Raw genomic sequence first — 24,378 nt, 5'->3', positions numbered from 1 at the left:
GAGGGGTGTTATTCGGCGGTTGCGGCCGCCTTGGATTCTTTGGGCGGCAACGGCTGTGGATTGAGGAACGCCTCCGTGATGATGGGGGCAGCCAGGCTGACCTGCCACTCGCGGGCACCGAGGGCGCGCAGTTCCGTGGCAACATTCTCATCAGTAATGACAGCGGGCGGACGCCAGGCAACGCGCCGCAAATAGTCCGGAGTCAACAGATTTTCCATGGGCAGGTTCAGCTCGTCGGCCTTCTCCTGGAGGAGCGGCCTGGCCGTGGCCAGGCGCTCGGCGGCCTCGGGATCGCGGTCCGCCCATACCCGCGCCGGGGGAGGGGCGTTGGTGGGAAGGTGCAGGGGCGGAAGTTCCTCGAGGTCCCTGGCGGCGGCAATGCAGCGAAGCCAGCGGGGCGCCTCGCGCTGTGCGGCCCTGCCGTGGAAACCCTTTGTGCCCAGGAGCTGCGGCACGGTGGTGGGCATGGCCTTGGCGGCGGAGACCAGGGCGGAATCGGGAATCAGCCGGCCCGGGGCAACATCGCGCTTCTGTGCCAGCGAATCGCGCTCGAGCCACATTTCGCGGACTGCCGCCAGTTGGCGCCGGTCGCGGATCTGGTGGAGCCCGGACGTCTTGCGCCACGGATCAACCCTGGGCGGAGCGACTCCTGCCGCCAGGATGGCGGCGAATTCCTGTTCGGCGTATTCCAGTTTGCCGTCCGCCTGGAGCAGTTCAATAAGTTCTTCGCGCAGTTCGGTGAGCACTTCCACGTCCAGGGCGGCGTAGCGCAGCCACGGCTCAGGGAGGGGCCGGGTGGACCAGTCAGCGGCTGAATGTTCCTTGGCGAGGCCGAATCCCAGCAGCTGTTCGATGACGGCGGCCAGCCCGACGCGCGGCAGGCCGGCAAGGCGCGCAGCCAGCTCGGTGTCGAAGAGTCTGTCCGGCCACATGCCGAGCTCAAGCAGGCAAGGGAGGTCCTGGCTGGCTGCATGCAGAATCCATTCCACACCCTTGAGCGCATCGTTGATGATGGCCAGGTTTTCGAACGGTTCAGGATCTATCAGCCACGTGCCGGAGCCTTCGCGGCGGATCTGGACGAGGAAGGCGCGCTGGCCGTACCGGAACCCTGAGGCCCGCTCGGCGTCAACCCCTGCAGGCCCGGTACCGGCTGCGATGGCTGCCGCGCACCGCTCCAGCCCGGCCTGCGTTTCGATGACCAGGGGCACACCGTCGCGGGGTGAATCAAGGTCAATGACAACGGGGACCTGGCTGTCGAAGCCCTCCACGGAGATGTGGGAAGTGGGTTCAGCAGCCGGAGCGCCGGCTGTGGTGTTATCCGGAATGTGAGGGGTCATGATGCCTTTAGTTTACCGACTCTATGTCCGGGACCGGGCCAGTCCTAGTTCCGGCGGCGGCGCGGGAGGGCGGAGACGCCGTCTGGTAGCGGGGGGAGGCCGGCAAACGTGCACACCATGTCGGACCACGCCTCGAGGTGGGCGGTGACGTCGGAGGACGCAGGGGTCCAGGAGGCGCGCAGCTCGATGTCTATCGAGCCGGGCCGGTCGGAGAGCGTGCCGAAGCTTTCGGACAGGACGCGGGTGGCAGTCCCGCCGGCTGCCCGGTAGGGGGCCTTGTGGTTTTCGAGGGCTTCAACCAGCCAGGTCCAGGCCACGGTACCGAGCATCTCGTCGTTGCCCATCTCGGGCTCGAGTTGCGCCCGTATGTACGTGACGATGCGGAACTCGCCGTCCCACACCGCGGAGCCGTCGGGGTCGTGGAGCAGGATGAAGCGGCCTGTGGCCAGTTCGGTGGCGTCGTCGTCTTCCGTGCCTGACGCCGCGGCCAGCGCCATGGCTGCGGGGCCGTGGACGGGAGTGGTGCCGCTGCCCGGACCCGGCGCCATGACTTCGGCGCCGAGTGCCACGGCGAACGGCGCCAGCCGTGCGGGCGCTGGAATTTCCGCCAGCCGGAGTTCACTGCGGCAGCGGGCCTTCCTGAGGGTTCCCAAGGCGTGGAGAAATTCCGGGGGAACCTGGGCGAGTGAGTTCACCATCGCAGATTACGCACCAGGAGCGGGCAGGCAGTGCAGGCTCGCCGTCGACCGGTCATGCTACCTCGCGGCCCTGCCTTCGTTGTGGGCCGCAAGTTCCTGGCGGATGGCGGCCACAAAGGCGTCAATGTCCTCTTCGCTCGTGTCGAAGGAGCACATCCAGCGGACCTCGCGGGCGGCCTCGTCCCAGTCATAAAAGCGGAAGGACTCCCGCAACCGGTCCGCCACCCCGGGCGGCAGGACCGCGAAGACGCCGTTGGACTCCGTCTTCTGCGTGGGCTCCACGCCGTCGATCGTCTCCACCGCAGCCCGGAGCCGGGCGGCCATGGCGTTGGCGTGCGCCGCCGACCGGAGCCACAGATCGCCCTCGAGCAGGGCAATGAACTGGGCGGAGAGGAACCTCATTTTTGAGGCAAGCTGCATGTTCATCTTGCGGAGGAACACCAGGCCGTGCGCGGCTTCAGGGTTCAGGGCCACCACCACTTCGCCGTAAAGCAGCCCGTTCTTGGTGCCGCCGAAGGAAAGGATGTCCACGCCGGCGTCGCGCGTGAAAGCCCGCAGCGGCACGCCCAAATGCGCGGCCGCATTGGCCAGCCGCGCCCCGTCCATGTGCAGTTTCATACCCTTGGAATGGGCGTGCTCGGCAATGGCGCGGACTTCGTCCGGGGTGTAGCACGTACCCAGCTCGGTGGTCTGGGTGATGGAGACAGCCAAGGGTTGCGCGCGGTGCTCGTCGCCGAAGCCCCAGGCTTCGCGGTCAATCAGCTCCGGGGTCAGTTTGCCGTCGGGAGTCGGGACATGCAGCAGCTTGATCCCGCCGATCCGCTCGGGGGCGCCGTTTTCGTCCATGTTGATGTGCGCCGTGGAGGCGCACACCACTGCGCCCCACCGGGGGAGCAGGGACTGGAGGGACAGGACGTTGGCGCCTGTGCCGTTAAAGACCGGGAAGCATTCAATGCCGGCGCCGAAGTGCACTTCCATTAATTCCTGCAGGCGGGCGGTGTAGTCGTCCTCGCCGTAGGACACCTGGTGTCCTTCGTTGGCGGCCGCGAGGGCAGCCAGCACTTCGGGGTGGACGCCGGAGTAGTTGTCCGACGCGAAGCCGCGGACGGAGGGATCATGCAGCCGGGCGGCGGTGTCGGGTGCGGTCCGGGGGGCGGCATCTGCCGTGGTTGTCATTGCTTTGCTCACGTTCTCAGTCTAGGGAGGTCAGATCCGGCGGCGGGGCCGGGAATCAGCTTCAGGTGGCCAGCCGCAGGCGCCGGCCGTTCAGTTCGGGTGCGGGACTGCGGAAGAGTCCGACGACGGCGGCCCCCAGTTCCTCGACGTCGGTGGCACCCGGGAAGGAGCGTTCAGGGTGCGCCTGCCGCTGTTCTGCGTCCACCAGCGCCTTCACCACCAGGACGACGGCGGCGCTGCCCAGCTCCCTGCCCTCGCCCGCGGCCGAGCGGGACAGTCCGTCCGCCACCGCCATGGTCCACGCCTCCGCGGCAGCCTTGGCAGCCACATAACTGGCTGTCGCGGCTGTCGGATTCTCGACTGCGGTGGAGGAGACGATAGCAAACCGGCCCGTGCTGGAGGCTGCCAGATCATCGAAGAAGACCCGCGAGGCATTCCGCACCGTGGTGATGGCGCCGCGATGGAGGAACTCCCAGTCGGCGTCGCTTTGGTCCGTGATGCCCTTCGCGCCGCGCCAGCCACCCACGAGGTGGATCACAGCGTCCATCCGTCCGGCAGCGGCCGCGAGGGCCTCCCGGAGGGCGGTGACATCGGCCAGGTCTGCGAGGTCGCACACGAGGGGAGTGACGCCGTCGCCCGCTTTTGCTGCGGCGGCAGCGATCCGTGCCTGGTTAGAGCCCACGGTGAACACCCGGAATCCTGCCTCCTGCAACGCGCGGGCCACCGCGACCCCGGAGGGTCCGCTGCCGCCGGTGACCAGCACGTTCAAGGGACTGTCCTGGCTCACAGGGCGGAGGTTCCGGTGATGCCCGCCGTGGATTCGATGACCGGGCGCATTTTCTTCTCCAACGCCTCGTAGAACATGGACAGCGGGAATTCGTCGTCCAGAACCTGGTCCGTCAGGCCGCGCGGAGGCCCTGATACGGGGAGCGCGTCCGGGCCCTTGGCCCACACTGATGCGGGGCTGGGCGTGACGGTGTTGGAAATCAGTTCGTAGGCAGCAAGCCAATGGGCGGTCTTCGGGCGGTCAATTGAGCGCCAGTAAAGGTCATCAATCGCTGACCCGAGGGCGATGACGGCGTCCGGCACCTGGTCCCAGTCGATGCGGAGGCGGGTGTCCGTCCAGTGCAGGACGTGGTGCTGGTGCAGCCAGGCGAACAGCAGTTGCCCGCCGAGGCCGTCGTAATTGCGGACGCGGCTGCCCGTGATCGCAAAGCGGAAGATCCGGTCGTAGATGATGGCGTACTGCACCAGCTTCGCGTGCCTGCGGGCTTCCGGCCGGGCGTCGTCGTCCTTTTCAATCCGGACCGATTCCCGGAACGCGGTGAGGTCGCAGCGAAGTTCCTCCAGTGAATACAGGAAGTAGGGCATCCGCTGTTTGATCATGAAGGGGTCGAACGGCAGGTCGCCGCGCATGTGTGTCCGGTCATGGATGAGGTCCCACATCACGAACGTGGCCTCGGCCAGTTCCTGGTCTGCCAGGAGCTCTGCGGCGCCGGCCGGGAGGTCCAGCGAGGTGATGTCCGCCGCCGCCTTCAGGACCCGGCGGAACCGGGCTGCCTCGCGGTCTGCGAAAATCGCACCCCAGGTGAAGGATGGCGTTTCCCGTACGGCCACGGTTTCCGGGAAAAGCACGGCCGAGTTCGTGTTGTAGCCGCGGGTGAAGTCCAGGAACCGGATGGGGACAAACAGCTTGTTGGAGTAGGCCCCGGCCTCCAGTTCAGCCACGAACTCCGGCCAGATAACCTCGACCAGGACGGCCTCCACCAGCCTGCTGCTGCTGCCGTTCTGGGTGTACATCGGGAAAATGACAAGGTGTGACAGCCCGTCGTGACGCTGCAGCTGCGGCTGGAAGGCCAGCAGCGAGGCCAGGAAGTCCGGCACGCCGAAGCCGCCGTTTTCCCATGCCTCGAAATCGGCGACGACGGCGTCAAGGTAGGCGGCGTCGTGCGGGAAGAGCGGCGCCAGCTCGGCAATGGCCTCGGTGATGGCGGCGACCTCGACGGCGGCGGCAGCGTGGTTGACCGCGTCAGGCACTGACCCGTCCTGGCTCTGCAGTGCCTGCAGCGATTCGGCGGCAGCCTTGAGCCGGTGCCAGGCGGGAAGCCCGGCGGTGATGGTTATGGGGGCGCCGGTCATGGTGACGGTCATGTGCGAGTGCCTTTCTCGTTGCGTGGGCATCTACGGCGAGCGTAGCAAGCAACCAGAGTCCCTAACTCAAATTCCGCCTGAGCATAAGAAACTCTCATGCTCGGGGCACTTGTCAGCAGCACCAGGGATAGCCTGGCACCCGGCTGGCAGGATCAGGACACCGCGGAATCGCCGTCGTCAACGCTGCGGGGAACCAGCTTCAGGGATACCGAGTTGATGCAATAGCGCTGGTCAGTGGGCGTACCGTAGCCCTCACCCTTGAACACGTGGCCGAGATGGGAGTCGCAGTTCGCGCACCGAACCTCCACGCGTTCCATGCCGAGCGTCCGGTCATGGATGTACCGGACTGTCCCGTCCGCCAGCGGTGCCCAAAAGGACGGCCAGCCGCAGTGGGAGTCAAACTTCTCGTTGCTCCTGAACAGTTCAGACCCGCAGGCGCGGCACTGGTAGACACCCTCCGTGTGGGTGTCCACGTACTCCCCGGTGAAGGGACGCTCGGTACCGGCCTGCCGCAGCACGCGGTACTCCTCCGGCGTCAGTTCCTGCCGCCACTCGTCATCCGATTTCCGGACGGCGGGTTCCGGTACGTCGGTGCCCGCGTCCAGGGACGACGCAGGGATGGAGTCGGTGGCTTTGTTCCCGAAAACGCTCTTTCCAAAGATGCTCATGGTGTGCTCAACGCTCAGGAGTCGCCGATAAATCCCGAGCCGGCATAAAGATGCAGCACTGGGAGGCCCAGCTGGGCCTGGGCTTTGTTCGCCCAGTCTGTGTGGAACGTGTCCGCCACCGCATGGGGCCGGGTGATCACAACGGCCTGGGCAGCCCCCAGCTGCTTGACCTTCGCCACCAGCCCATTGACGGCGCCGCCCTCCACAATCTCACCCGTGACTCCACCGCCCAGGCCTTCAAGGGCTGCCAGCGAGACGGCGAGCGTCTCGGCTGCCTCGGCCCGTTCAACGCTGGGGTCCGGGGCATGCGCGGTCAGCTCACGGAACGCCTTGGCAACATCCAGCAAGGACAGGTTCTCAAGGAAATCCACCAGCAGATGCCGCTCGGTGTTCCCTGGGACCAGGAGGACCAGGGGGATGTCCTGCCCGTCCACCAGCCGTTGAATGTTGACGCGGTCATCCGCGCCCAGGGGCTCTTCAGTCAGAATGACGATTGGATCGCTCATGGCATCAGCCTAGTCGTGCGCATGGGCACCCCGCACTCATTTGGGCGGGGCAACCGGTGAAGTGTCGATTGCCCCGGGTTCATCCGCCGCCGGCCCGGGAATGGGCCGCCACGGGCAGTGGAATAGGGCCAATGCGGCCGCGGCGGTAAGAATGGTTCCATGGCACCTTCCACGCGCACTCCAACGTTGACGGCGAATCCTCCGCAGGCGGACGGCCGCATGTCGCTGCGTGCCAAGTGGGCTGTGGGGGGCGCCATTGGCGGCGGGGCCCTGGCCGGCCTGCTTGCAACGGGGTCTTCCGCACTGGCGCTGTATTTCGCCCGGCGGGTGATCACGCCGGTGCGGCAGCGCGTTGCCGACCAGGAAGTGCTGGCCGTCCTCCGTGATGGCGATGCCATGCAGGTCATACTGGCAGCCACGCCGGAGACGACCGTTGACGGTGTGTATGGCTTCTTTTTCGACGGCGGCAAAGGGCACGCGCGGATCGGCCGGATCGTTTCCTACGCGCCCGCTGACGGCACAGTCCTGCGTGAGGTGGAGGCCGTCTACGCCGGCGACTTCGACACCGCCCGCCGCGGGTGGTGGAGCGGCGCGCTCTATCCGGATCCTGACGCTGCCGGCATCGCCGCAGAGGACGTCCTGATCCCAGTGAACGGCGGCCAGGCTCCGGCATGGCTGGTACCGGCAGAAGGCGCCGCGAAAACCTGGGCCATCATGGTGCACGGCCGCGGCGCTACCCGCCAGGAGGCCCTGCGCGCTGTTGGGCCGGCCCGGGAACTGGGGCTGACCAGCCTGCTGGTGTCCTACCGGAACGACGGATTGGCCCCGTCGGCCGACGATGGCCGGTACGGCCTGGGATCCACTGAATGGCATGATGTGGAAGCCGCCATCGACTATGCCCTGGAAAACGGCGCCGAGGAGATCGTGCTTTTTGGCTGGTCCATGGGCGGTGCCATTTGCCTGCAGACGGCCGATCTCTCGCGTCACCGCCAGCTGATCCGTGCCATGGTTTTGGACGCGCCCGTCATCAACTGGGTCAACGTCCTGGCGCACCATGCGCAGCTGAACAGGATTCCGTCGCTGGTGGGCCGCTACGGGCAGCTGATGCTGGGACACCCGCTGGGCCGCAGGCTGACGGGCCTGTCCGCCCCCGTGGACCTCAAGGCCATGGACTGGGTGGCACGCGCCGTCGAGGTCCGGACACCCACCCTGATCATCCACAGCGTGGACGACGAGTACGTTCCGTTTGAGCCCTCGGCCCTTCTGGCCGAACGGAATCCGGATATGGTCACGTTCGAAGCTTTCAGCGGTGCGAGGCACACCAAGGAATGGAACGTTGATCCGGAGCACTGGGAGAACCTGATTACGGCCTGGCTCCGGACGCGGCTTGCCCCTCGAACCAACCCCGGCCAGCGGCGTCCGGAGGATGCCTAAGTCCAAGGAGGACTAGTCCAGGGAGGACTATGGCGTGCGTGTGCCGATGTTGGCCGTGATCGCGGACGTGAGCCGGATGAGGTCGGCCGGAGCCAGTTCGATGTCAAGGCCGCGCTTACCCCCGGAAACCAGCATGGTCCCGAGGCTGAGGGCGCTGCCGTCAAGTACGGTGGGCGACGCCTGCCGCTGGCCCAGCGGCGAGATCCCGCCCAGCACGTACCCCGTCCGGCGTTCTGCGGCTGAGGGGTCGGCCATGGAAGCCTTCTTGGCCCCGACGGCGGCGGCGAAGGCCTTGAGGTCCAGGTTGCCGCTGACCGGCACTACTCCAACTGCCAGCCGGCCTTCCACCTCGACCATTAGGGTCTTGAAGACCCTTTCCGGCGCGATCCCCAACGCCTCGGCCGCTTCGGTGCCGTAGCTGGCCGCGGACGGATCGTGGACGTACGGATGCAGCACAAAAGGAACGCCGGCGGCAGCCAATGCTGCTGTTGCCGGCGTTCCCTGTGACGAGCTTTTGCGTCCCATTGGGTCAGCTCCGGTCAGGCACTCAGGCCTCAAGCCGTGAAGTGGCGGCGACCTTGCGCTTGATGCGGCCCAGCATGGCGGTCATGCCCCGCATCCGCAGCGGTGTGATGGCCCGGGTCAGGCCCAGCAGTTCGGGCATATCGTCCGGAACAGCCAGGATTTCGGCCGCGCTGAGTCCATCGAGCCCCTCATGCAGCACTCCGGCGAAACCGCGCGTGGTGGGGGCTTCGGGCGGCGCTTTGAAGTAGAGCCGGACGGCAGCGTCCGTGCCGGCGTCGTTCTTTTCCGTTTCGATGGTCAGGAACAGCGGCGACTGGCACTCCACCACTTGCTCCAGGAGCTCCGGGTGGTCCTTCAGACGGTCCGGCAACTCGGGGAGCTCACGCGAAAACTCAAGCAGCAACTGAAGCCGCTCCGGTTCCGCCAGGGCCTGGAAGTCATCCACGATTTCCGCCAGTGCGGCGGGCAGGTCATGTGTAGTCATCTGTTCCAGCTTACGCCGGGACCGTGCCGCGTTCTGCGCCCTTGACAATGGGGGCGCGGACGGCGTTGCCCCACTCGGTCCAGGAGCCGTCGTAGTTGCGGACGGTGTCAAAGCCGAGCAGGTACTTGAGCGCGAACCAGGTGTGGCTGGACCGCTCGCCGATGCGGCAGTAGGCCACTACATTGTCGCCCGCTTCCAGTCCGGCCTCGCCCAGGTAGAGCGCCTCCAATTCGTCGCGGCTGCGGTAGGTTCCGTCAGCGGCCGCTGCGCGGGCCCAAGGGATGGATGCCGCCGTGGGGATGTGGCCGCCGCGGAGCGTGCCTTCCTCGGGATAGGCCGGCATGTGGGTCCGCTGGCCGGTGTATTCCTCGGTGGAGCGGACGTCGATGAGCGGATTGCCAAAGTGCGCCAGGACGTCTTCTTTGAACGCGCGGATGGGGGAGTCGTTGCGCTCCACCACCGGGTATTCGCCCGGTGTGGGGGAGGGGCGCTCCGTGGTGAGTTCACGGCCTTCAGCGATCCACTTGTCCCGGCCGCCGTCGAGCAGCCGGACGTCCTCGTGGCCGAAGAGGGTGAAGACCCAGAGGGCGTAGGCCGCCCACCAGTTCGACTTGTCCCCATAGATCACCACGGTGGTGTCACGGGAGATGCCCTTCGAAGCAGCCAGTGCAGCGAACGCTTCGCCGTCGACGTAGTCGCGGGTCACTTCATCGTTGAGGTCGGTGTGCCAGTCAATCTTGACGGCTCCGGGGATGTGGCCGGTCTCGTAAAGAAGGACATCTTCATCGGATTCGACCACGACGAGTTTGCCGTCGGCAACCGCGCCTGACTCCAGTGCAGTCGCAAGCCATTCAGTGGACACCAGGCGCTCTGGACTGGCGTAGGCGGCGAACTTCTCGTTCTGTTCAACGGGGTAGGACATGGTGATGGCCTTTCACTTCAGACATACGGCGGAGCTGTTGCGGGAGGTGGAACCCTGCTTCCACCCTAGCTATGGCCGGCCGCCATGTCCGCCCTGCTGTTAACAGGGGGACATATGGCCTTTGTCACGCCGAAGTCATAGACGGCGGCATGGCGCGGGAGGGCCGGGCCATTGCCGGTATTCTTTCTGGGGACAACTCACCAGCAGAACGGACCACCTTGGTACAGATCGAACAGCTTGCCGCCCGTACGCCGGCGGTGTCGGTGGATGAGCTCCTGAAGGGCTTTTATCCTTCGCCGAGGTTTGGCCAGGTCTCCTTCGCCAGCTACCGGCCTGACCCGAACCAGCCTTCCCAGGCGGCAGCCGTCAAAGCGCTGGAAGGATTCGCCGGCGGTGTCGGTGCAGGTGACGGCGCAGGTCTGTTCAAAAAGCTCTTCGCCAAGAAGGTCGAAACCCGGGCCGGAATTTACCTCGACGGCGGCTTCGGCGTCGGCAAGACCCACCTGCTCGCGTCCCTGTGGCACGCAGCCCCCGGGCCCAAGGCCTTCGGCACGTTCGTGGAATACACCAACCTGGTGGGCGCCCTGTCCTTCCGTAAGACAGTCGAGGCGCTGAGCAACTACAAGCTGGTGTGCATCGACGAATTCGAACTCGATGATCCGGGCGACACCGTGCTGATGTCCCGGCTGATGCGTGAACTGGCCGACGCCGGCGTGAAGCTCGCTGCGACGTCCAACACCCTGCCGGGCTCGCTGGGCGACGGCCGCTTTGCCGCCGTCGACTTCGCCCGCGAGATCCAGGTCCTCGCGGACCAGTTCGACGTCATCCGGATCGACGGCGAGGACTTCCGGCACCGCGGCCTGCCGGCCGCCCCGGCCCCGCTGAAGAACAGCCAGCTCTCGGCACAGATGAAGGCCGAGTTCGACGGCAAGACGGTGGCCCAGGACGAATTCAGCTCCCTGATCGGACACCTCGCCGGAGTGCACCCGAGCCGCTACCGCCAGCTCATCGACGGCATCGACGGTGTGGTGTGGCGCAACGTGGAAACCATCACGGAGCAGGCCGTTGCCCTGCGCTTCGTGGTGCTGGCCGATCGCCTCTATGACAAGGATGTCCCCATCCTGGCCAGCGGTGTTCCCTTCGACAAGCTCTTTACCGACGAGATGATGAACGGCGGCTACACCAAGAAGTACTACCGTGCCGTGTCCCGTCTCACCGCACTGGCACGCGAGGGCCAGAACCACGAGCCCTCGTAAGCACTAATCCGCAACGCGCGTGATGGCCGCTTAAACGCCAAAGGTGCGGGTGCCGCCTCCCGGCGGGAACCGCACCCCCTTGACGTGCTAGGGCAAAGCCCTGGCCAAATCCTTGTTACGGAGCCTTGTCGACCGGCGGAACCGGGTTCACCGGCGGTACCTGCTCGCTGGCAGGTGCCGCGCCAGGCGTTCCGTTTTTGTCAATGAGCTTGGAAGCGCCATCCTGGATCTTGTCGACGTGACCCGCGTACTTGCCGCCGGTCTTGGTGTCGACGAAATCGCCGGCCTTGGTGATGCCGTCCTTGATGGCCTGCTCGTTGCCATGGATGAGACCCTGAGCCTTGCCCTTAAGATCGTCAATCAGTCCCACGAGCACCTCCCTTCAATCACGGAGCCAGGTCGCTCCTCCGCAATCGATCCTAGACCTCTCTTATGTGTGTGCCAAGGAAATCGGGGGTCCGGGACGTTCGCTGGCAGCGGATCACGCAGCTGCCGCCGGAAAGAGGGCAATAAAAAAGCAGCTCCGGGGAGCTGCTGCTGTGGGCGATACTGGGATCGAACCAGTGACCTCTTCCGTGTCAGGGAAGCGCGCTACCGCTGCGCCAATCGCCCGGAACCGGAAAGCCGGTTGTTTCGGATTTATTAATGGGGTAGAGAGCGGACGACGAGATTCGAACTCGCGACATCCACCTTGGCAAGGTGGTGCTCTACCAGCTGAGCTACGTCCGCGTATGAAGCACATCCAGGCCGTTGGCCTTGAGTACTGCATGAAGCAAGTTGCCTTGCTTGGTGGGCGATACTGGGATCGAACCAGTGACCTCTTCCGTGTCAGGGAAGCGCGCTACCGCTGCGCCAATCGCCCATTGCCATCCGGGATGAACCGGAAACCATGGTTTTCACCGAGGTGGGTACGGGATTCGAACCCGTGTATACGGCTTTGCAGGCCGCTGCCTCGCCTCTCGGCCAACCCACCGTGTAAGCGCCGGTTCCGAAGAGCCTTTGCCGTGACAGTGTCCTGCGAGCGGACGACGAGATTCGAACTCGCGACATCCACCTTGGCAAGGTGGTGCTCTACCAGCTGAGCTACGTCCGCATGTTGACTGTTGATTCCGTGCCGTTTCGGGCATTTCCTCGCGTTCCAACGAGTAAGAACTCTATAGGAGGTTCAGGGATTCTCCAAATCGAGCCTCCCGGAGCGAAAGCCACGGCCCTGGATCCCTGCAATCTAGGGGTTTTCGCGAATTACACCTATGTAATTCGAGGATGACGCCATCTCGATTTCCATAAACCCCGTCCGGTCCGCTAGCATTCAAGGGCATCGGGGCGATTGGCGCAGTGGTAGCGCGCTTCGTTCACACCGAAGAGGTCACTGGTTCGAACCCAGTATCGCCCACCGAGGAATCAGGTCCGTTTCCGCTCAAGCCGAGCGGGAACGGACCTTTTTTGTGCCCCTCTTTTTGTCAGCCCCTTGTGAAAGAGTCTTTGTATGACTGATCCACTCCTTGCCCACGCCACGGAATACGGCCGCATGTACGCGCGGTCCACGTCCGAACAGTTCTCAGTTCCGTCCATCACCACGGTGATAGGCCAGCAGCCGCACGGGCTGGACGGCTGGTTCGGCTACATGGGTGCCAGCAGCCTGGCCAAGGATCCGTTGCTGGCCGACTGCCTGGGCAGTCCGGCGAAAATCCGCCAGGCCGTCAACCGGGCCTCCAAGGCGGCGGAGACATACCGGGATGACGCTGCCAGACGCGGTGACCGGGTCCATAACTACTGCGAGCAGGTCGCACTCCGTGCCCTGGGCCGGCCGCACGCCATGAAGGAAACACGCGAGGCCCTGGCCGCCAACGGTGAGGAAGCCTTTGCCCTGCGGTTCGATGAGTGGTGGGAACTCTACGACGTCGAACCCATCGCGCCGGAAATCACTGTCTGGAACAAATCGGTGGGCTACGCCGGGACGCTGGACCTGGTGGCCCGCATCAACGGCCGGATCTGCCTGATCGACTACAAAACCAAGGGAACCACCCGGGACGGCACGGTCAAGCCGCTCGATGACAAGGTGGTCATGCAGCTCGTGGCCGGCATGAAGGCGGAGGAAAGCCTGGTGGACGCCGTCGCAGGGGAATGGGAGCCCTGGAAGTACGGGGAGAACCCCTTGCTCCTTGCCGTGGCCATTGGCGAGACAGAAGTCCGTCCGGTCCGGGCCAACCCTGAGGTCCTTAAGCACCATTGGTGGAAGTTCTGCGCCTTGCGGCGCGTATGGGAGCTGTCTGCAGACACGGTGGCTGCCGGCTCGGCGCTCCTGCCGGTGGCGCCGCCGCCATCAGTACGCGTCCGCACGGCCTAGCCGTCCCGCCCTTTAGCCTGCTGCAGTCCCTGCAGTGATGGTCCTGCGCCTAAACTGGATTGGTTCGCCAACCCCCACCGTGAGGAAAGACAGCACATGGCCATTCTGAATATCCGCATCATTGGAGATCCTGTGCTCCGCACAGTGGCCGATCCTGTGACGGAATTCGGGCCGGAGCTGGCCAAGCTCGTCGCCGACATGACAGAAACCATGGAGGACGTGGAAGGCGCCGGCCTCGCCGCGCCCCAGATCGGCGTCAGCAAGCGCGTTTTCACCTACCGTGTGGGTGGCGTTGACGGCCACATCATCAACCCGGTCCTGGAAAACAGTGATGACTACCAGTCCGACCATGTGGAGGGCTGTCTCTCCATCCCGGGGCTGGGCTTCCCTGTCCGCCGGTTCCGCGCCACAAAGGTCACCGGCGTTGACATGCACGGGAATCCCGTGACAGTCGAAGGCGAGGGCATGCTTGCCCGCTGCTTCCAGCATGAGACTGACCACCTGGACGGCGTCCTTTATACGGACCGCCTGGAAGGCGAGGACCGGAAGACCGCGCTGCGCGCCATCCGCAATGCGAACTACGAGGCCATCACGGAACGCACGACGACGAAGCGCGCCAAAACGGTCGGGTCCAGTTTCGGCGGCAGAAGCTTTGACGGGTCCGGTTTCGGCGGTGGCCCCACCGCATGAGGGTACTTTTTGCCGGCACTCCGGCCGTCGCGGTCCCGTCCCTGGACGCCCTGGTCAATGCCGGCTTTGACATCGTTGCGGTCCTGACCCGCCCGGACGCGCCGGTTGGACGCAAACGCGTGCTGACGCCGTCGCCCGTTGCAGCCCGCGCCGCTGAACTGGGCATCGACATCATCCATGCCACGCGCGTGGATGAGGCCGTCACGGCGCAAATCGCCGCTGCCCGGCCGGACGTGGCGGCCATTGTGGCCTACGGGGGACTGATTCCCCGGGCCGCCCTTGATGTTCCGCCGCATGGCTGGATCAACCTGCATTTCTCCCTCCTTCCAGCCTGGCGCGGAGCGGCCCCGGTTCAGCGGTCCGTCATCGCCGGTGATGACGTCACCGGCGCAGTCACCTTCCTGCTGGAAGAAGGGCTCGATACCGGCCCCGTCTTCGGGACGCTGACAGAGGGCGTCGGCCCGGACGACACCGCCGGAGCGCTGCTGGAACGGCTGTCCCACAGCGGCGCCGTCCTGCTCTCCCAGACACTGTCCGCGGTGGAAGCCGGGAAAGCGGCGCCCCGGCCGCAGGCCGGCGACGTATCGCTGGCCCCCAAACTGACCATCGACGACGGCCGGCTTGACTGGAAGCAGCCTGCGCTTGCCGTCGGGAGGCGGGCCCGGGGCGTTACGCCCGAGCCCGGCGCCTGGACCACGCTGGACGGCCAGCGGGTGAAACTGGAACCGGTCCGGCTCCGGCCCGGCAGCTCCGGCCTGGAGCCCGGTGCAGTTGCCCTCGAAGGGAAAAGCGTCCTGGTGGGGACCGGATCCCACGCCGTGGAGCTGACGAGGATCCAGCCGTCGGGCAAAAAAATGATGGCCGCGGCCGATTGGGCCCGCGGTATGGCTTCACTTGAAAGCGTGGTGTTCGAATGAGCGAGTCCGGCGGTAATGCAGGCGGCCGTGGCAGGGGCGGCAGCGGAAGCGGCCGGGGCAAGGGTGGCCCGCGCGATACAAGCACGCGCAACGCCCAGGGCCGTGAGCGGAACAGGAGTCCGCAGAAGAGTTTCACCGAGAACGCCCCCGCACAGCGCACGCGCCGGGCGGACCCCGCACGCCTTGTGGCTTTTGAGGTGCTTCGTGCGGTGGCCGCCGAGGACGCCTATGCGAACCTGGTGCTCCCGTCCCGGATCCGCCACCACAACCTGGACAAGCGCGACGCCGGCTTCGCTACCGAACTGAGCTACGGTGCCCTGCGCAACCAGGGCACCTACGACGCCGTCCTGGCCCGCTGCGTGGACCGGCCGCTGGACCAGCTCGATCCCGCTATCCTCGATGCCCTGCGCATCGGTGCCCACCAGCTTCTGGCCATGCGCGTTCCGGCGCACGCGGCCCTGGACCAGACCGTTGGCCTGGCACGCGCCGTCATCGGCGCCGGCCCGTCGGCCCTGATCAATGCGGTGCTGCGGAAGGTCACGGCACACACCCTGGAGGAGTGGCTGGAGCTCCTGGTCGCGGGGGAGAGCGATGAAACCAAAATCGCCTCCATCCGGTATGCCCACCCCGAATGGATCGTCCGGGCCATGCGCCAGTCGCTGGTGGCACACGGGCGTTCCGTCACGGAGATCAACGACCTCCTGGAAGCCGACAACGCCGCTCCGGTTGTCAACCTTGTTGCCTTGCCGGGCCTTGGCAGCCTGGATGAGGCCCTCGACAACGGGGCGACGCCGGGTGAACTCGTCGAAGGGTCAGCGCTCTCCAGCGGCGGAGACCTTGGCCGGCTCGCCTCCGTCCGTGAAGGCAGTACCCGCGTGCAGGACGTCGGCTCGCAGTTGGTGGCGCGGGCCATGGCGGCAGTAGAGCTGGGCACCGGCAACGGCACCGGCGAACGCTGGCTGGACCTCTGTGCCGGACCCGGCGGAAAGGCCGCGTTGCTCGGCGCCCTCGCCCGGCAACAGGGCGCCACGCTGCTGGCCAACGAGCCTGCCCCGCACCGGGCCAAGCTGGTCCGCCAGGCCCTGGCCGCAGTTCCGCGCGAGACCTGGGAGGTGCGCACCGGCGACGGCCGGGAAGTGGGCACGGAGATGGCTGCGAGCTTCGACCGCGTCCTCGTGGACGTCCCCTGCAGCGGCCTGGGCGCACTCCGCCGGCGGCCGGAGTCCCGCTGGCGCCGTACCCCTAAGGACCTGGCAGATCTTGGTCCGCTGCAGCGCGCACTCCTCACATCGGCCCTGGATGCAGTCCGACCCGGCGGCGTGGTGGCCTACGTGACCTGCTCGCCCCACCCGGCCGAAACCACGGCCGTCGTCACCGATGCCCTCCGGAAACGCGAGGACCTCGAACTGCTGGAGGCCGGCGCGGTCCTGGACGGCGTGAGCCTCACCGGAAACCTGGGGGCCGGCCACAATTCCACTGCCCAGCTGTGGCCGCACATCCACAGCACCGATGCCATGTTCCTGGCCCTCATCCGCAAGAAGGCCTGACCCGTGAAAGGTTCACCCATGCCGCAGTGCTGCATTAATCCGAGCATTCTCTCTGCCGACTTCGTCAACCTCGAAGCCGAACTGCAGCGGATCAGCAACGCCGACGCCGTCCATGTGGACGTTATGGACAACCACTTTGTTCCCAACCTCACGCTCGGCCTGCCGGTGGTCCAGCGGATCCAGTCCGTCAGCCCCGTGCCGCTGGACGCCCACCTGATGATTTCTGATGCCGACCGCTGGGCGCCAGGATTTGCCGACGCCGGGCTGGCGTCGGTGACCTTCCACGCTGAAGCCTCCGTGGCGCCCGTAAAGCTGGCCCGGGAACTGCGGGCCAGGGGGTCCAAGGCCGGCCTGGCGTTGCGGCCTGCCACCGCCGTGGAACCGTACCTGGACATGCTCGAAGAACTGGACATGCTCCTGATCATGACGGTGGAGCCGGGCTTCGGCGGCCAGGCATTCCTGGATCTGACCCTGCCCAAGATCCGCCGCGCGCGGGCCGCCATCGACGGGTCCGGGTTTGAGGTCGCCCTCCAGGTCGACGGCGGCATCACCGAGGAGACGATCCTGCGGGCGGCAGAAGCCGGGGCGAACGTCTTCGTCGCTGGCTCGGCCGTGTATGGTGCCGAAGACCCGGGAGCAGCCATCACCCGGCTCCGTGAAGCCGGCACCCTGACGTTGCGTTCCACGTTACGTACCGGGTCGGGGGAATAGTCCGGACGCCCTTGTAGTTATGGCACAATAGCAACACACAATACGTGCTCCGGGGTCGGTGTAAGTCCGAACCGGCGGTGATAGTCCGCGACCCGCGAGCCGGCGCTTTCCCCTTCGGGGGAGGGAACCGGCGGACGGTTGAATCGGTGAAATTCCGGTACCGACAGTTAAAGTCTGGATGAGAGAAGCACGTACAGCTGTATCTGCGGCGTCCTGATGACGCCGCGGCCTTCTGCTGTCGTATACCCCCGGAGCCGTCGCGGTTCTAGAGGGAAGGAACGACACAACACATGAACCCCTTGCGATGGCTCTTTGAAGCCAGGCTGTCCTACGTACCGGACGCCGACGCCACCCGCCCGGTGGCTGCCCCATGACCCGCGTCGACAACGTGACCCGCGTCGACAACGTGACTCCGGTCGATAACGTGACGGCGTTCAGCAACGCCGAAACGGCCGCAATGAACGCTGCCCTCGAAGCAGCCCTGAAGGGACCGCGCGGAGCGAATCCGCTCGTCGGCGCCGTCGTCATTGACGCCGCCGGGCAGCACCTTGTGACCGGTTACCACCGCGGCGCCGGGACCCCCCATGCCGAAGCCGACGCGATCTTGGAGGCCGCTGCGGCCGGGCTGGACCTGACCGGCTGCACCATGGTGATTACTTTGGAGCCCTGCGACCATCTCGGCCGCACCGGACCCTGCACCCAGGCGATCATCGAGGCCGGGATCGCAGATGTGGTCTACGCCGTCGACGATCCGCACGACCCTGCAGCGGGCGGCGCAGCCACCCTGCGGAAAGCCGGAGTCCGCGTCCGCAGCGGCCTCGCCGCCGTCGAAGCCCTGGAACTGAACCGTCAGTGGTTCCTCGCCGTAGCTGCCGGCCGGCCCTTCGTCACGCTGCACATCGCCCAGACCCTGGACAGCCGGATCGCCGCGGAGGACGGGACCAGCCAATGGATTTCGTCTCCGGAGTCCCTGGCGGACAATCACGGGCTACGGCAGCGGATCGACGCCATCCTGGTGGGCACGCAGACAGTACTGGTGGACAATCCGCGGCTCACTGCGCGTGACGCTTCGGGGGCCACCACAGGGAAGCAGCCGCTGCGTGCCGTGATGGGCCGCCGGGAGATCCCGGCGGACGCAGCCATCCGCGGCGACGACGGGCACGTGCTTCACCTGCCCACCAGGAACCCGCATGAGGCATTGTCTCTGCTGTACGCGGAAGGAATCCGCCATGTCATGGTGGAAGGCGGCTCGCGCATCCTCAGCTCATTCCTTGCCGCCGGGCTCGTGGATGAACTCATTGTCTACCTGGCGCCTACGTTGTTGGGTTCAGGAACGCCCGCGCTGAACGGCCTGGGAATCACCACCCTCGCAGAGGCACAGCACTGGGAATGGGACACGTCCGACGGCGGCGCGGTGCGGACGCTGGGACGCGACCTTAGGCTGCACCTCCGGCCAGAACCAATCGAAGCTTTGGAACCACAACCATCCCGCACTGCCGCGGAACCAGCCATGGGAGGCTACTGATGTTTACCGGAATTATTGCCGAACAGGGCCACGTCCTGTCCGTGGAGCGTGACGGCGATGCCAGCGCGACCCTCCGGCTGAGTGCTCCAGGAACCACCGAAGGGCTTGCCCTCGGCGGGTCCATTGCCGTCAACGGAGTCTGCCTGACTGCCACAGAGATCGACGGCAAGGAATTCAGCGTTGACGTGATGGGAGAGACACTGGTCCGAAGCACCATTGGCGAGCTTGCGGCCGGTGATTCGGTGAACCTTGAGCGGTGTGTACCGGCAGGCGGCCGGCTCGACGGCCACGTTGTCCAGGGCCATGTCGACGGCGTTGGCCAGTTGCTGGAACGCGAGGCGCTGGGCAACTGGGAGCGCCTGCGGTTCGGTGTGCCGGCCAACCTCGCCCGCTACATCGCCGAAAAGGGTTCCATAGCGATCGACGGCGTCTCCCTCACCGTCACGGCGGTCAGCACCGCGGCGGAGTCCGAGCCGTGGTTCGAAGTGGGCCTGATTCCCACAACGCTGGCTGAGACCGGCCTGGGCGCAAAACAAACAGGCAGCAAGGTCAACCTCGAGGTGGACGTGCTGGCCAAGTACACCGAACGCCTGCTGGCATTCAGCACCGGCGCAGCAAATGGAGGCACGCGATGAACACCACGATCCGGCTGGAGCCAGCCTCGGACGCAACGACGCGCCGGGACGCCACAACAGGACTCGACACCGTGGAAGACGCTATCCGCGCCATGGCCGCTGGACTGCCCGTGCTGGTGGTGGATAACGAGGACCGCGAAAACGAAGGTGACATTATCTTCGCGGCCCAGCACGCCACTCCCGCACTGATGGGCTGGACCATCCGGTACAGCTCCGGGGTCATCTGCGTCCCGCTCGCCGGAGACCGAGCCGATGCCCTGGCACTGCCTCCCATGGTGGCAGTCAACCAGGATTCGAAAGGCACGGCGTACACCGTTTCCTGTGACGCGGCGGTAGGCGTCAGCACCGGCATTTCCGCCACCGACCGCGCCCTGACCGCACGCGTGCTGGCAGACCCCGGCGCCGGACCGGCCGACGTGACCCGGCCGGGGCATATTTTCCCGCTCCGGGCCGTTAACGGTGGAGTGCGTGAACGCCCCGGCCACACCGAAGCGGCCGTGGACCTCTGCCGGCTTGCCGGACTGGAGCCGGTGGGCGTCATTGCCGAGGTTGTGTACGACGACGGCGAAATGATGCGGCTCGACGGGCTGCGGGTATTCGCCGCCGAACACGGGTGCCCCTTGATCTCGATCGAGGACCTTGTGGCTTACCTTGAAGCAGGGGCCGCGGTTCCCGCCGACAGTAACACCGGGCCGGACGCCCGGGCGGAGTAGAGGAGTAACGATGACGGTTTCCGGATTTTCGGACGACAGCCACCAGGACGGCCACCACCGCAAGGCAGCCAGCAACGGCCATGCCCACCACCCGGTAAGCGCCGGTCCTATCGTGCAGCTGCCCACCGCCTTTGGCGACTTCATTACGCAGGCCTGGACCGACCTTGCCACGGGCGCCGAACACCTGGCCGTGAGCTCGCCCAATCCGCCCAAGGATGGATTGGCCCCCTTGGTCAGGCTCCACTCGGAGTGCCTGACCGGTGACGTCTTCGGTTCCTACCGCTGCGACTGCGGCGAACAGCTGGCGTACGCGCTGGAGCTCATCAACGAGTTCGGCGGCACCCTGCTGTACCTGCGCGGACAGGAAGGCCGGGGGATCGGCCTGGCCAACAAGATCAAGGCCTACGCACTCCAGGAAGCCGGCTTTGACACCGTGGAAGCCAACGAGCAGCTGGGACTCCCGGTGGACGCCCGCTGCTACAAGGCTGCCGCCCAAATCCTCGCAGAGATGGGCCTCCACGAGGTCCGGCTCCTGAGCAACAACCCTGACAAACAGAACCGGCTCGCCAAAGCCGGCGTGAAGGTCGTGGAGATGGTTCCCACCGAGGTGCCCTCCCGCGACCAGAACATCCGCTACCTGCAGACCAAAAAGGACCGCATGGAGCACCGGCTGACGCTGGACACCCACGTTGTGGCAGTGCCCGGCGCAGCTGCTGACACCTTCTCCCACGAACAAGACTGAACGGACCAGATACACGCATGAGCGGACACGGCGCACCAGATATCGACCTCACCACCCTCAACCCGGCGGAAACGTCGCAGCTGCGGCTGGCCATTGTGGCTGCCAGCTGGCACACCCAGATCATGGACGGACTCCTGGACGGTGCACTGCGCGCCGCCAAGGACGCAGGCATCAGCGAACCCACGGTCCTGCGCGTTCCGGGAGCCTTCGAGCTTCCGGTCGCCGCCGCGCGGCTGGCACCGCACTTTGACGCAGTGGTTGCTCTCGGCGTCGTCATCCGCGGCGGCACGCCGCACTTTGAGTACGTCTGCCAGGCAGCGACGTCGGGACTGACCGACGTGAGCGTCAACACCGGGGTGCCGGTGGGCTTCGGCGTGCTCACCTGCGATACGGAGCAGCAGGGCCTGGACCGGGCCGGGCTGCCCGGCTCCAATGAGGACAAGGGCCACGAAGCAGTGACGGCGGCCCTGGCCACGGCAGTCCTCCTCAAGCAGTACAGCCGCTAGCAAAATGGCGGGCGCTGTGTGTCTTCACTCACATGGCGCCCGTCATGCAGCGGCCCGACAGGCGCCGTGAGGCGCGCAGCAAGTAGGCTGTAGGGCGTGAAGAATTTCGAGACGCTGTTCGCTGAACTGAGTGAGAAGGCAGCCACCCGCCCGGCAGGCTCCCGCACCGTCGCTGAATTGGAGTCCGGAGTCCACGGCATCGGCAAGAAAGTCGTGGAGGAAGCAGCCGAAGTCTGGATGGCCGCTGAGTACGAATCCGATGAAGCCGCGGCCGAGGAAATTTCCCAGCTGCTGTACCACCTGCAGGTTCTGATGCTCGCCAAAGGCCTGACCCTGGAAGACGTCTACAAGCATCTGTAGCCACTGCGCACTGTGCGGCCTTCCTTGCCCGCCAGTTCCCTGTGTGGCCCGTTTGCCTGATCACTAGACCTCCCAACAAGAAAGACCCCCATGCTGCGAGTAGCCGTCCCCAACAAGGGCTCCCTGTCCGAAGCCGCCTCCGCCATGCTGTCCGAAGCCGGCTACCGCCAGCGCCGCGACACCCGCGAACTGGTCATGATGGACCCTGACAACGGCATTGAGTTCTTCTTCCTCCGCCCGCGCGACATCGCCGTCTACGTCGGCCGGGGAACGCTCGACGTCGGCATCACCGGCCGTGACCTGCTGCTGGACGCCGAGGTGGAAGCCGAAGAACTGCTGCCCCTGGGCTTTGCTGCCTCCACGTTCCGCTTCGCCGGACCGGTCGGGGACTTCAGCAAGGTGGAAGAACTTGAAGGCAAGCGCCTCGCCACCAGCTACGACGGACTGCTGCGGGGCTACCTCGCCGAGCGAGGCGTCAAGGCCACAGTGGTCCGGCTTGACGGCGCCGTCGAATCATCTGTCCGCCTGGGCGTGGCGGACGCCATTGCCGACGTCGTCGAAACGGGTAACACGCTCAAGGCCGCCGGCATGGAGATCTTCGGCGATCCGATCCTCAAATCCGAGGCCGTCCTGATCCGGCGCACCGGCGAAGGCGGCGCCGCCAACGGCACTGCCAAGGAAATTGAAGTACTGATCCGCCGCCTCCAGGGTGTCCTGGTTGCGAGGCAGTACGTCCTGATGGACTACGACATCCGCAAGGAACTCGTGGAGCAGGCCGCAGCACTCACCCCGGGCCTGGAATCGCCCACTGTCTCCCCGCTGCGTGACTCCGAATGGGTGGCCGTCCGGTCCATGGTTCCGAAGAAGGAAACCAACCGCATCATGGACGAGCTGTATGACCTCGGCGCCCGCGCCATCCTGGTCAGCAGCATCCACGCCTGCCGCATCTGAGCCTTTGGCCTCGTAGCGCCGCAGAATCCACCCGAGAATTCCAGGAGTACCCATGGCTGTAGCTGTACGAGTCATCCCGTGCCTCGACGTCGACGCCGGACGCGTTGTGAAGGGCATCAACTTCGAGGGCCTCCGCGACGCCGGAGATCCCGTGGAACTCGCCCACCGGTACGACAACGCCGGCGCCGACGAACTGACGTTCCTCGACGTCACCGCGTCCTCCGGCAACCGCGAGACCACCTTCGACGTGGTCCGCCGGACCGCCGAGGAAGTCTTCATCCCGCTGACCGTTGGCGGGGGAGTGCGGGGCGTCGCCGAGGTGGACAAGCTCCTGCGCTACGGCGCCGACAAGGCCTCCATCAACACCGCCGCGGTGGCCCGTCCCGATGTCATCAACGAAATCAGCAGGCACTTCGGTTCGCAGGTGCTTGTCCTGTCCGTCGACGCCCGCCGCACCCGGCCGGGATCCGAGCCCACGCCGTCGGGCTTTGAAGTAACCACCCATGGCGGACGCACCGGTACGGGCATCGACGCCATCGAGTGGGCCAAGGAAGCGGCCGACCGCGGCATCGGTGAAATCCTGCTGAACTCCATCGACGCCGACGGCACCAAGGACGGCTTCGATTTGGAGCTCATCCGGCTTGTGCGGGCTGCCGTGAAGGTGCCGATCATCGCTTCAGGAGGAGCAGGGGAACCTGCCCACTTCCCGCCCGCCGTGGCTGCAGGGGCCGACGCCGTCCTGGCCGCCTCGATCTTCCACTGGGGCCCGGACAACATGATGTCCCAGGTCAAGCAGGCCATCCGCGAAGCAGGCTTCGAAGTCCGCTGATCCCCACGCGTGGGTTGTTAGAGGCCCACTTCGGCTGACTGGAGGAGGGCGACGGCGTCGGGCTGGCCTTCGAAGGTGACAAGGGCGTGGCGGGTCCGGCCGTGGGCGTGCATCAGCAGTTCGCCCGGTTCGCCGACGATGGCCACCGACACGGGTGCGCGTTTGGCCACGTGCCGGGGCCCGGACGGGCGTACCAGCACAATGCCCAGGTCGACGCCGCGGTACAGGATGGCGGCCCGTTTGATGAGCTCGTCCCACAACGCGTCCGAGTACGCCTCATCCAGCTGCCGCGGAGCCCACCGGTCAAGGGCCCGGCGGATGTCCTCGGTGTGGACGAAGTATTCGATCAGGTTGGAGCTCTCGTCCAGTGCCTTGATCTTCATGGGCGACAAGGCCGGCGGCCCGCTGCGGAACGTATTGACCAGGCCCGTGTAGTCGTCCGTGGTCTTCAGCTTCGCGGCGAGCTTGGCAGTGGCCTTGTCCGAGGCCTTTGAAAGGCTCTTGATGATCAGGCCCAGGCCCACGGCAGCTTTGCGTTCGCGCAGGTAAAGGTGCGCAGCAAGGTCCCTGGTGCGCCAGCCACGGCAGAGGGTGGGGGCGTCAGGGCCGGCCGCCAGGAGGGTTTCGGCCAGGACTTCTCGGGACGGGTCAACGTAATGCATCACTTGTGAAACTAGCACGAGAGCGGGGAAGTTGGGCAGCAGAACCGCCCCCGCACGGGTGCCGTTGGTAACACTGGGTTCCATGC

Annotated in this window: 27 protein-coding genes, 6 tRNA genes and 1 riboswitch; of the genes, 16 read left to right on the top strand and 17 right to left on the bottom strand. The window is 66.0% G+C overall.

The features are described from left to right. Window positions 1-8: 8 nt before the first annotated feature. From GUV69_RS06360 to GUV69_RS06330, 7 genes are all read right to left on the bottom strand, one after another. Entirely contained in the window at window positions 9-1,337 is a 1,329-nt protein-coding gene (locus GUV69_RS06360; RefSeq protein ID WP_164200705.1) for an HRDC domain-containing protein, read from the bottom strand. Window positions 1,338-1,381: 44 nt separating this feature from the next. Continuing rightward, window positions 1,382-2,035 carry a DUF3000 domain-containing protein gene (locus GUV69_RS06355; protein WP_164200703.1) on the bottom strand — a complete coding sequence of 218 codons (654 nt, stop codon included), beginning with the start codon at window positions 2,033-2,035 and terminating at the stop codon, window positions 1,382-1,384. A gap of 57 nt (window positions 2,036-2,092) precedes the next feature. Beyond that, entirely contained in the window at window positions 2,093-3,211 is a 1,119-nt protein-coding gene (locus GUV69_RS06350; protein ID WP_164206281.1) for a threonine aldolase family protein, read from the bottom strand. Between the two features lie 61 nt (window positions 3,212-3,272). Further along, on the bottom strand, window positions 3,273-3,998 hold the full coding sequence (locus GUV69_RS06345; RefSeq protein WP_164200701.1) for an SDR family NAD(P)-dependent oxidoreductase: 726 nt from the start codon (window positions 3,996-3,998) through the stop codon (window positions 3,273-3,275). Beyond that, window positions 3,995-5,362 carry a DUF6421 family protein gene (locus tag GUV69_RS06340; protein WP_164200699.1) on the bottom strand — a complete coding sequence of 456 codons (1,368 nt, stop codon included), beginning with the start codon at window positions 5,360-5,362 and terminating at the stop codon, window positions 3,995-3,997. Before GUV69_RS06340 ends, GUV69_RS06345 begins: the two co-directional genes overlap by 4 nt. A 152-nt stretch (window positions 5,363-5,514) precedes the next feature. Next, window positions 5,515-6,030 carry a peptide-methionine (R)-S-oxide reductase MsrB gene (gene msrB / locus GUV69_RS06335; protein WP_164200697.1) on the bottom strand — a complete coding sequence of 172 codons (516 nt, stop codon included), beginning with the start codon at window positions 6,028-6,030 and terminating at the stop codon, window positions 5,515-5,517. 14 nt (window positions 6,031-6,044) lie between these two features. Next, window positions 6,045-6,536, bottom strand: a complete 492-nt coding sequence (locus tag GUV69_RS06330; protein ID WP_164200695.1) for a hypothetical protein — start codon at window positions 6,534-6,536, stop codon at window positions 6,045-6,047. A 159-nt stretch (window positions 6,537-6,695) separates the two neighbouring features. Between GUV69_RS06330 and GUV69_RS06325 the strand changes: the two genes are divergently transcribed. Next, window positions 6,696-7,970: an alpha/beta hydrolase family protein gene (locus GUV69_RS06325; protein ID WP_167525081.1), complete on the top strand. Its 1,275-nt coding sequence runs from the start codon at window positions 6,696-6,698 to the stop codon at window positions 7,968-7,970. A gap of 27 nt (window positions 7,971-7,997) precedes the next feature. Here the strand turns inward: GUV69_RS06325 and ybaK are convergent, their stop codons facing one another. Genes ybaK through GUV69_RS06310 form a run of 3 tightly spaced genes read right to left on the bottom strand, consistent with a single transcriptional unit; the run spans window position 7,998 to window position 9,901 of the window. After that, the gene (gene ybaK / locus GUV69_RS06320; RefSeq protein WP_164200693.1) at window positions 7,998-8,495 is read right to left on the bottom strand and encodes a Cys-tRNA(Pro) deacylase; all 498 of its coding nucleotides are present in this window, start codon (window positions 8,493-8,495) and stop codon (window positions 7,998-8,000) included. Window positions 8,496-8,517: 22 nt separating this feature from the next. Next, window positions 8,518-8,979: a SufE family protein gene (locus tag GUV69_RS06315; RefSeq protein ID WP_164200691.1), complete on the bottom strand. Its 462-nt coding sequence runs from the start codon at window positions 8,977-8,979 to the stop codon at window positions 8,518-8,520. A 10-nt stretch (window positions 8,980-8,989) separates the two neighbouring features. Further along, window positions 8,990-9,901, bottom strand: coding sequence for a sulfurtransferase (locus GUV69_RS06310; RefSeq protein WP_164200689.1), 912 nt, complete (start codon window positions 9,899-9,901; stop codon window positions 8,990-8,992). A 218-nt stretch (window positions 9,902-10,119) separates the two neighbouring features. On the opposite strand from GUV69_RS06310, the gene zapE reads away from it, so the two are divergent. Then, window positions 10,120-11,157, top strand: coding sequence for a cell division protein ZapE (zapE, locus tag GUV69_RS06305; protein ID WP_164200687.1), 1,038 nt, complete (start codon window positions 10,120-10,122; stop codon window positions 11,155-11,157). A 115-nt stretch (window positions 11,158-11,272) separates the two neighbouring features. On the opposite strand, the gene GUV69_RS06300 is transcribed toward zapE, so the two are convergent. The 6 genes from GUV69_RS06300 to GUV69_RS06275 form a co-directional block, all read right to left on the bottom strand. Further along, window positions 11,273-11,527 (bottom strand): antitoxin, encoded by a 255-nt coding sequence (locus GUV69_RS06300; protein ID WP_164200685.1) that lies wholly within the window; start codon window positions 11,525-11,527, stop codon window positions 11,273-11,275. Between the two features lie 170 nt (window positions 11,528-11,697). Next, window positions 11,698-11,769: transfer RNA gene (locus tag GUV69_RS06295), tRNA-Val, on the bottom strand. Window positions 11,770-11,813: 44 nt separating this feature from the next. Beyond that, window positions 11,814-11,886: transfer RNA gene (locus GUV69_RS06290), tRNA-Gly, on the bottom strand. A gap of 58 nt (window positions 11,887-11,944) precedes the next feature. Next, a tRNA-Val gene (locus tag GUV69_RS06285) sits at window positions 11,945-12,019 on the bottom strand. A 40-nt stretch (window positions 12,020-12,059) separates the two neighbouring features. Continuing rightward, window positions 12,060-12,130 (bottom strand) — tRNA-Cys (locus GUV69_RS06280). Between the two features lie 47 nt (window positions 12,131-12,177). Then, window positions 12,178-12,250 (bottom strand) — tRNA-Gly (locus tag GUV69_RS06275). Between the two features lie 228 nt (window positions 12,251-12,478). On the opposite strand from GUV69_RS06275, the gene GUV69_RS06270 reads away from it, so the two are divergent. From GUV69_RS06270 to hisF, 14 genes are all read left to right on the top strand, one after another. Continuing rightward, window positions 12,479-12,550 (top strand) — tRNA-Val (locus GUV69_RS06270). A gap of 93 nt (window positions 12,551-12,643) precedes the next feature. After that, complete coding sequence (locus GUV69_RS06265) at window positions 12,644-13,504, top strand: cytochrome (protein ID WP_164200683.1); 861 nt, start codon at window positions 12,644-12,646, stop codon at window positions 13,502-13,504. Between the two features lie 96 nt (window positions 13,505-13,600). Beyond that, on the top strand, window positions 13,601-14,194 hold the full coding sequence (def, locus tag GUV69_RS06260; RefSeq protein WP_164200681.1) for a peptide deformylase: 594 nt from the start codon (window positions 13,601-13,603) through the stop codon (window positions 14,192-14,194). Next, window positions 14,191-15,111, top strand: a complete 921-nt coding sequence (gene fmt / locus GUV69_RS06255) for a methionyl-tRNA formyltransferase (RefSeq protein ID WP_164200679.1) — start codon at window positions 14,191-14,193, stop codon at window positions 15,109-15,111. The genes def and fmt overlap by 4 nt, the downstream gene beginning before the upstream one ends. Beyond that, complete coding sequence (locus tag GUV69_RS06250) at window positions 15,108-16,658, top strand: RsmB/NOP family class I SAM-dependent RNA methyltransferase (protein WP_164200677.1); 1,551 nt, start codon at window positions 15,108-15,110, stop codon at window positions 16,656-16,658. Before fmt ends, GUV69_RS06250 begins: the two co-directional genes overlap by 4 nt. Window positions 16,659-16,676: 18 nt before the next feature. Further along, a complete protein-coding gene (gene rpe / locus GUV69_RS06245; protein WP_164206278.1) occupies window positions 16,677-17,369 on the top strand; it encodes a ribulose-phosphate 3-epimerase in 693 nt (230 codons plus the stop codon). A gap of 40 nt (window positions 17,370-17,409) precedes the next feature. Then, window positions 17,410-17,564, top strand: a riboswitch (FMN riboswitch). 175 nt (window positions 17,565-17,739) lie between these two features. Beyond that, window positions 17,740-18,894 carry a bifunctional diaminohydroxyphosphoribosylaminopyrimidine deaminase/5-amino-6-(5-phosphoribosylamino)uracil reductase RibD gene (ribD, locus tag GUV69_RS06240; RefSeq protein ID WP_208786604.1) on the top strand — a complete coding sequence of 385 codons (1,155 nt, stop codon included), beginning with the start codon at window positions 17,740-17,742 and terminating at the stop codon, window positions 18,892-18,894. Further along, window positions 18,894-19,529 (top strand): riboflavin synthase, encoded by a 636-nt coding sequence (locus GUV69_RS06235; protein ID WP_164200675.1) that lies wholly within the window; start codon window positions 18,894-18,896, stop codon window positions 19,527-19,529. Before ribD ends, GUV69_RS06235 begins: the two co-directional genes overlap by 1 nt. Continuing rightward, complete coding sequence (gene ribB / locus GUV69_RS06230; RefSeq protein WP_164200673.1) at window positions 19,526-20,242, top strand: 3,4-dihydroxy-2-butanone-4-phosphate synthase; 717 nt, start codon at window positions 19,526-19,528, stop codon at window positions 20,240-20,242. The genes GUV69_RS06235 and ribB overlap by 4 nt, the downstream gene beginning before the upstream one ends. Window positions 20,243-20,252: 10 nt before the next feature. Beyond that, window positions 20,253-20,984 (top strand): GTP cyclohydrolase II, encoded by a 732-nt coding sequence (gene ribA / locus GUV69_RS06225; protein ID WP_164200671.1) that lies wholly within the window; start codon window positions 20,253-20,255, stop codon window positions 20,982-20,984. A 17-nt stretch (window positions 20,985-21,001) separates the two neighbouring features. Continuing rightward, window positions 21,002-21,490 (top strand): 6,7-dimethyl-8-ribityllumazine synthase, encoded by a 489-nt coding sequence (gene ribH / locus GUV69_RS06220; protein ID WP_164200669.1) that lies wholly within the window; start codon window positions 21,002-21,004, stop codon window positions 21,488-21,490. A 96-nt stretch (window positions 21,491-21,586) separates the two neighbouring features. Next, on the top strand, window positions 21,587-21,850 hold the full coding sequence (locus GUV69_RS06215; RefSeq protein ID WP_028270786.1) for a phosphoribosyl-ATP diphosphatase: 264 nt from the start codon (window positions 21,587-21,589) through the stop codon (window positions 21,848-21,850). A gap of 90 nt (window positions 21,851-21,940) precedes the next feature. After that, window positions 21,941-22,801 (top strand): ATP phosphoribosyltransferase, encoded by an 861-nt coding sequence (gene hisG / locus GUV69_RS06210; protein ID WP_164200667.1) that lies wholly within the window; start codon window positions 21,941-21,943, stop codon window positions 22,799-22,801. A gap of 52 nt (window positions 22,802-22,853) precedes the next feature. After that, the gene (gene hisF / locus GUV69_RS06205; protein WP_164200665.1) at window positions 22,854-23,630 is read left to right on the top strand and encodes an imidazole glycerol phosphate synthase subunit HisF; all 777 of its coding nucleotides are present in this window, start codon (window positions 22,854-22,856) and stop codon (window positions 23,628-23,630) included. A 17-nt stretch (window positions 23,631-23,647) separates the two neighbouring features. Here hisF and GUV69_RS06200 read toward each other — a convergent pair whose 3' ends face one another. Beyond that, the gene (locus GUV69_RS06200; RefSeq protein ID WP_164206273.1) at window positions 23,648-24,292 is read right to left on the bottom strand and encodes a TIGR03085 family metal-binding protein; all 645 of its coding nucleotides are present in this window, start codon (window positions 24,290-24,292) and stop codon (window positions 23,648-23,650) included. Between the last annotated feature and the right edge of the window lie 86 nt (window positions 24,293-24,378).

This window comes from [Micrococcus luteus] ATCC 49442 (genome assembly GCF_010367585.1).
GTDB lineage: Bacteria > Actinomycetota > Actinomycetes > Actinomycetales > Micrococcaceae > Arthrobacter > Arthrobacter luteus_A.
This window is presented reverse-complemented; position numbering and strand designations above follow the sequence as displayed.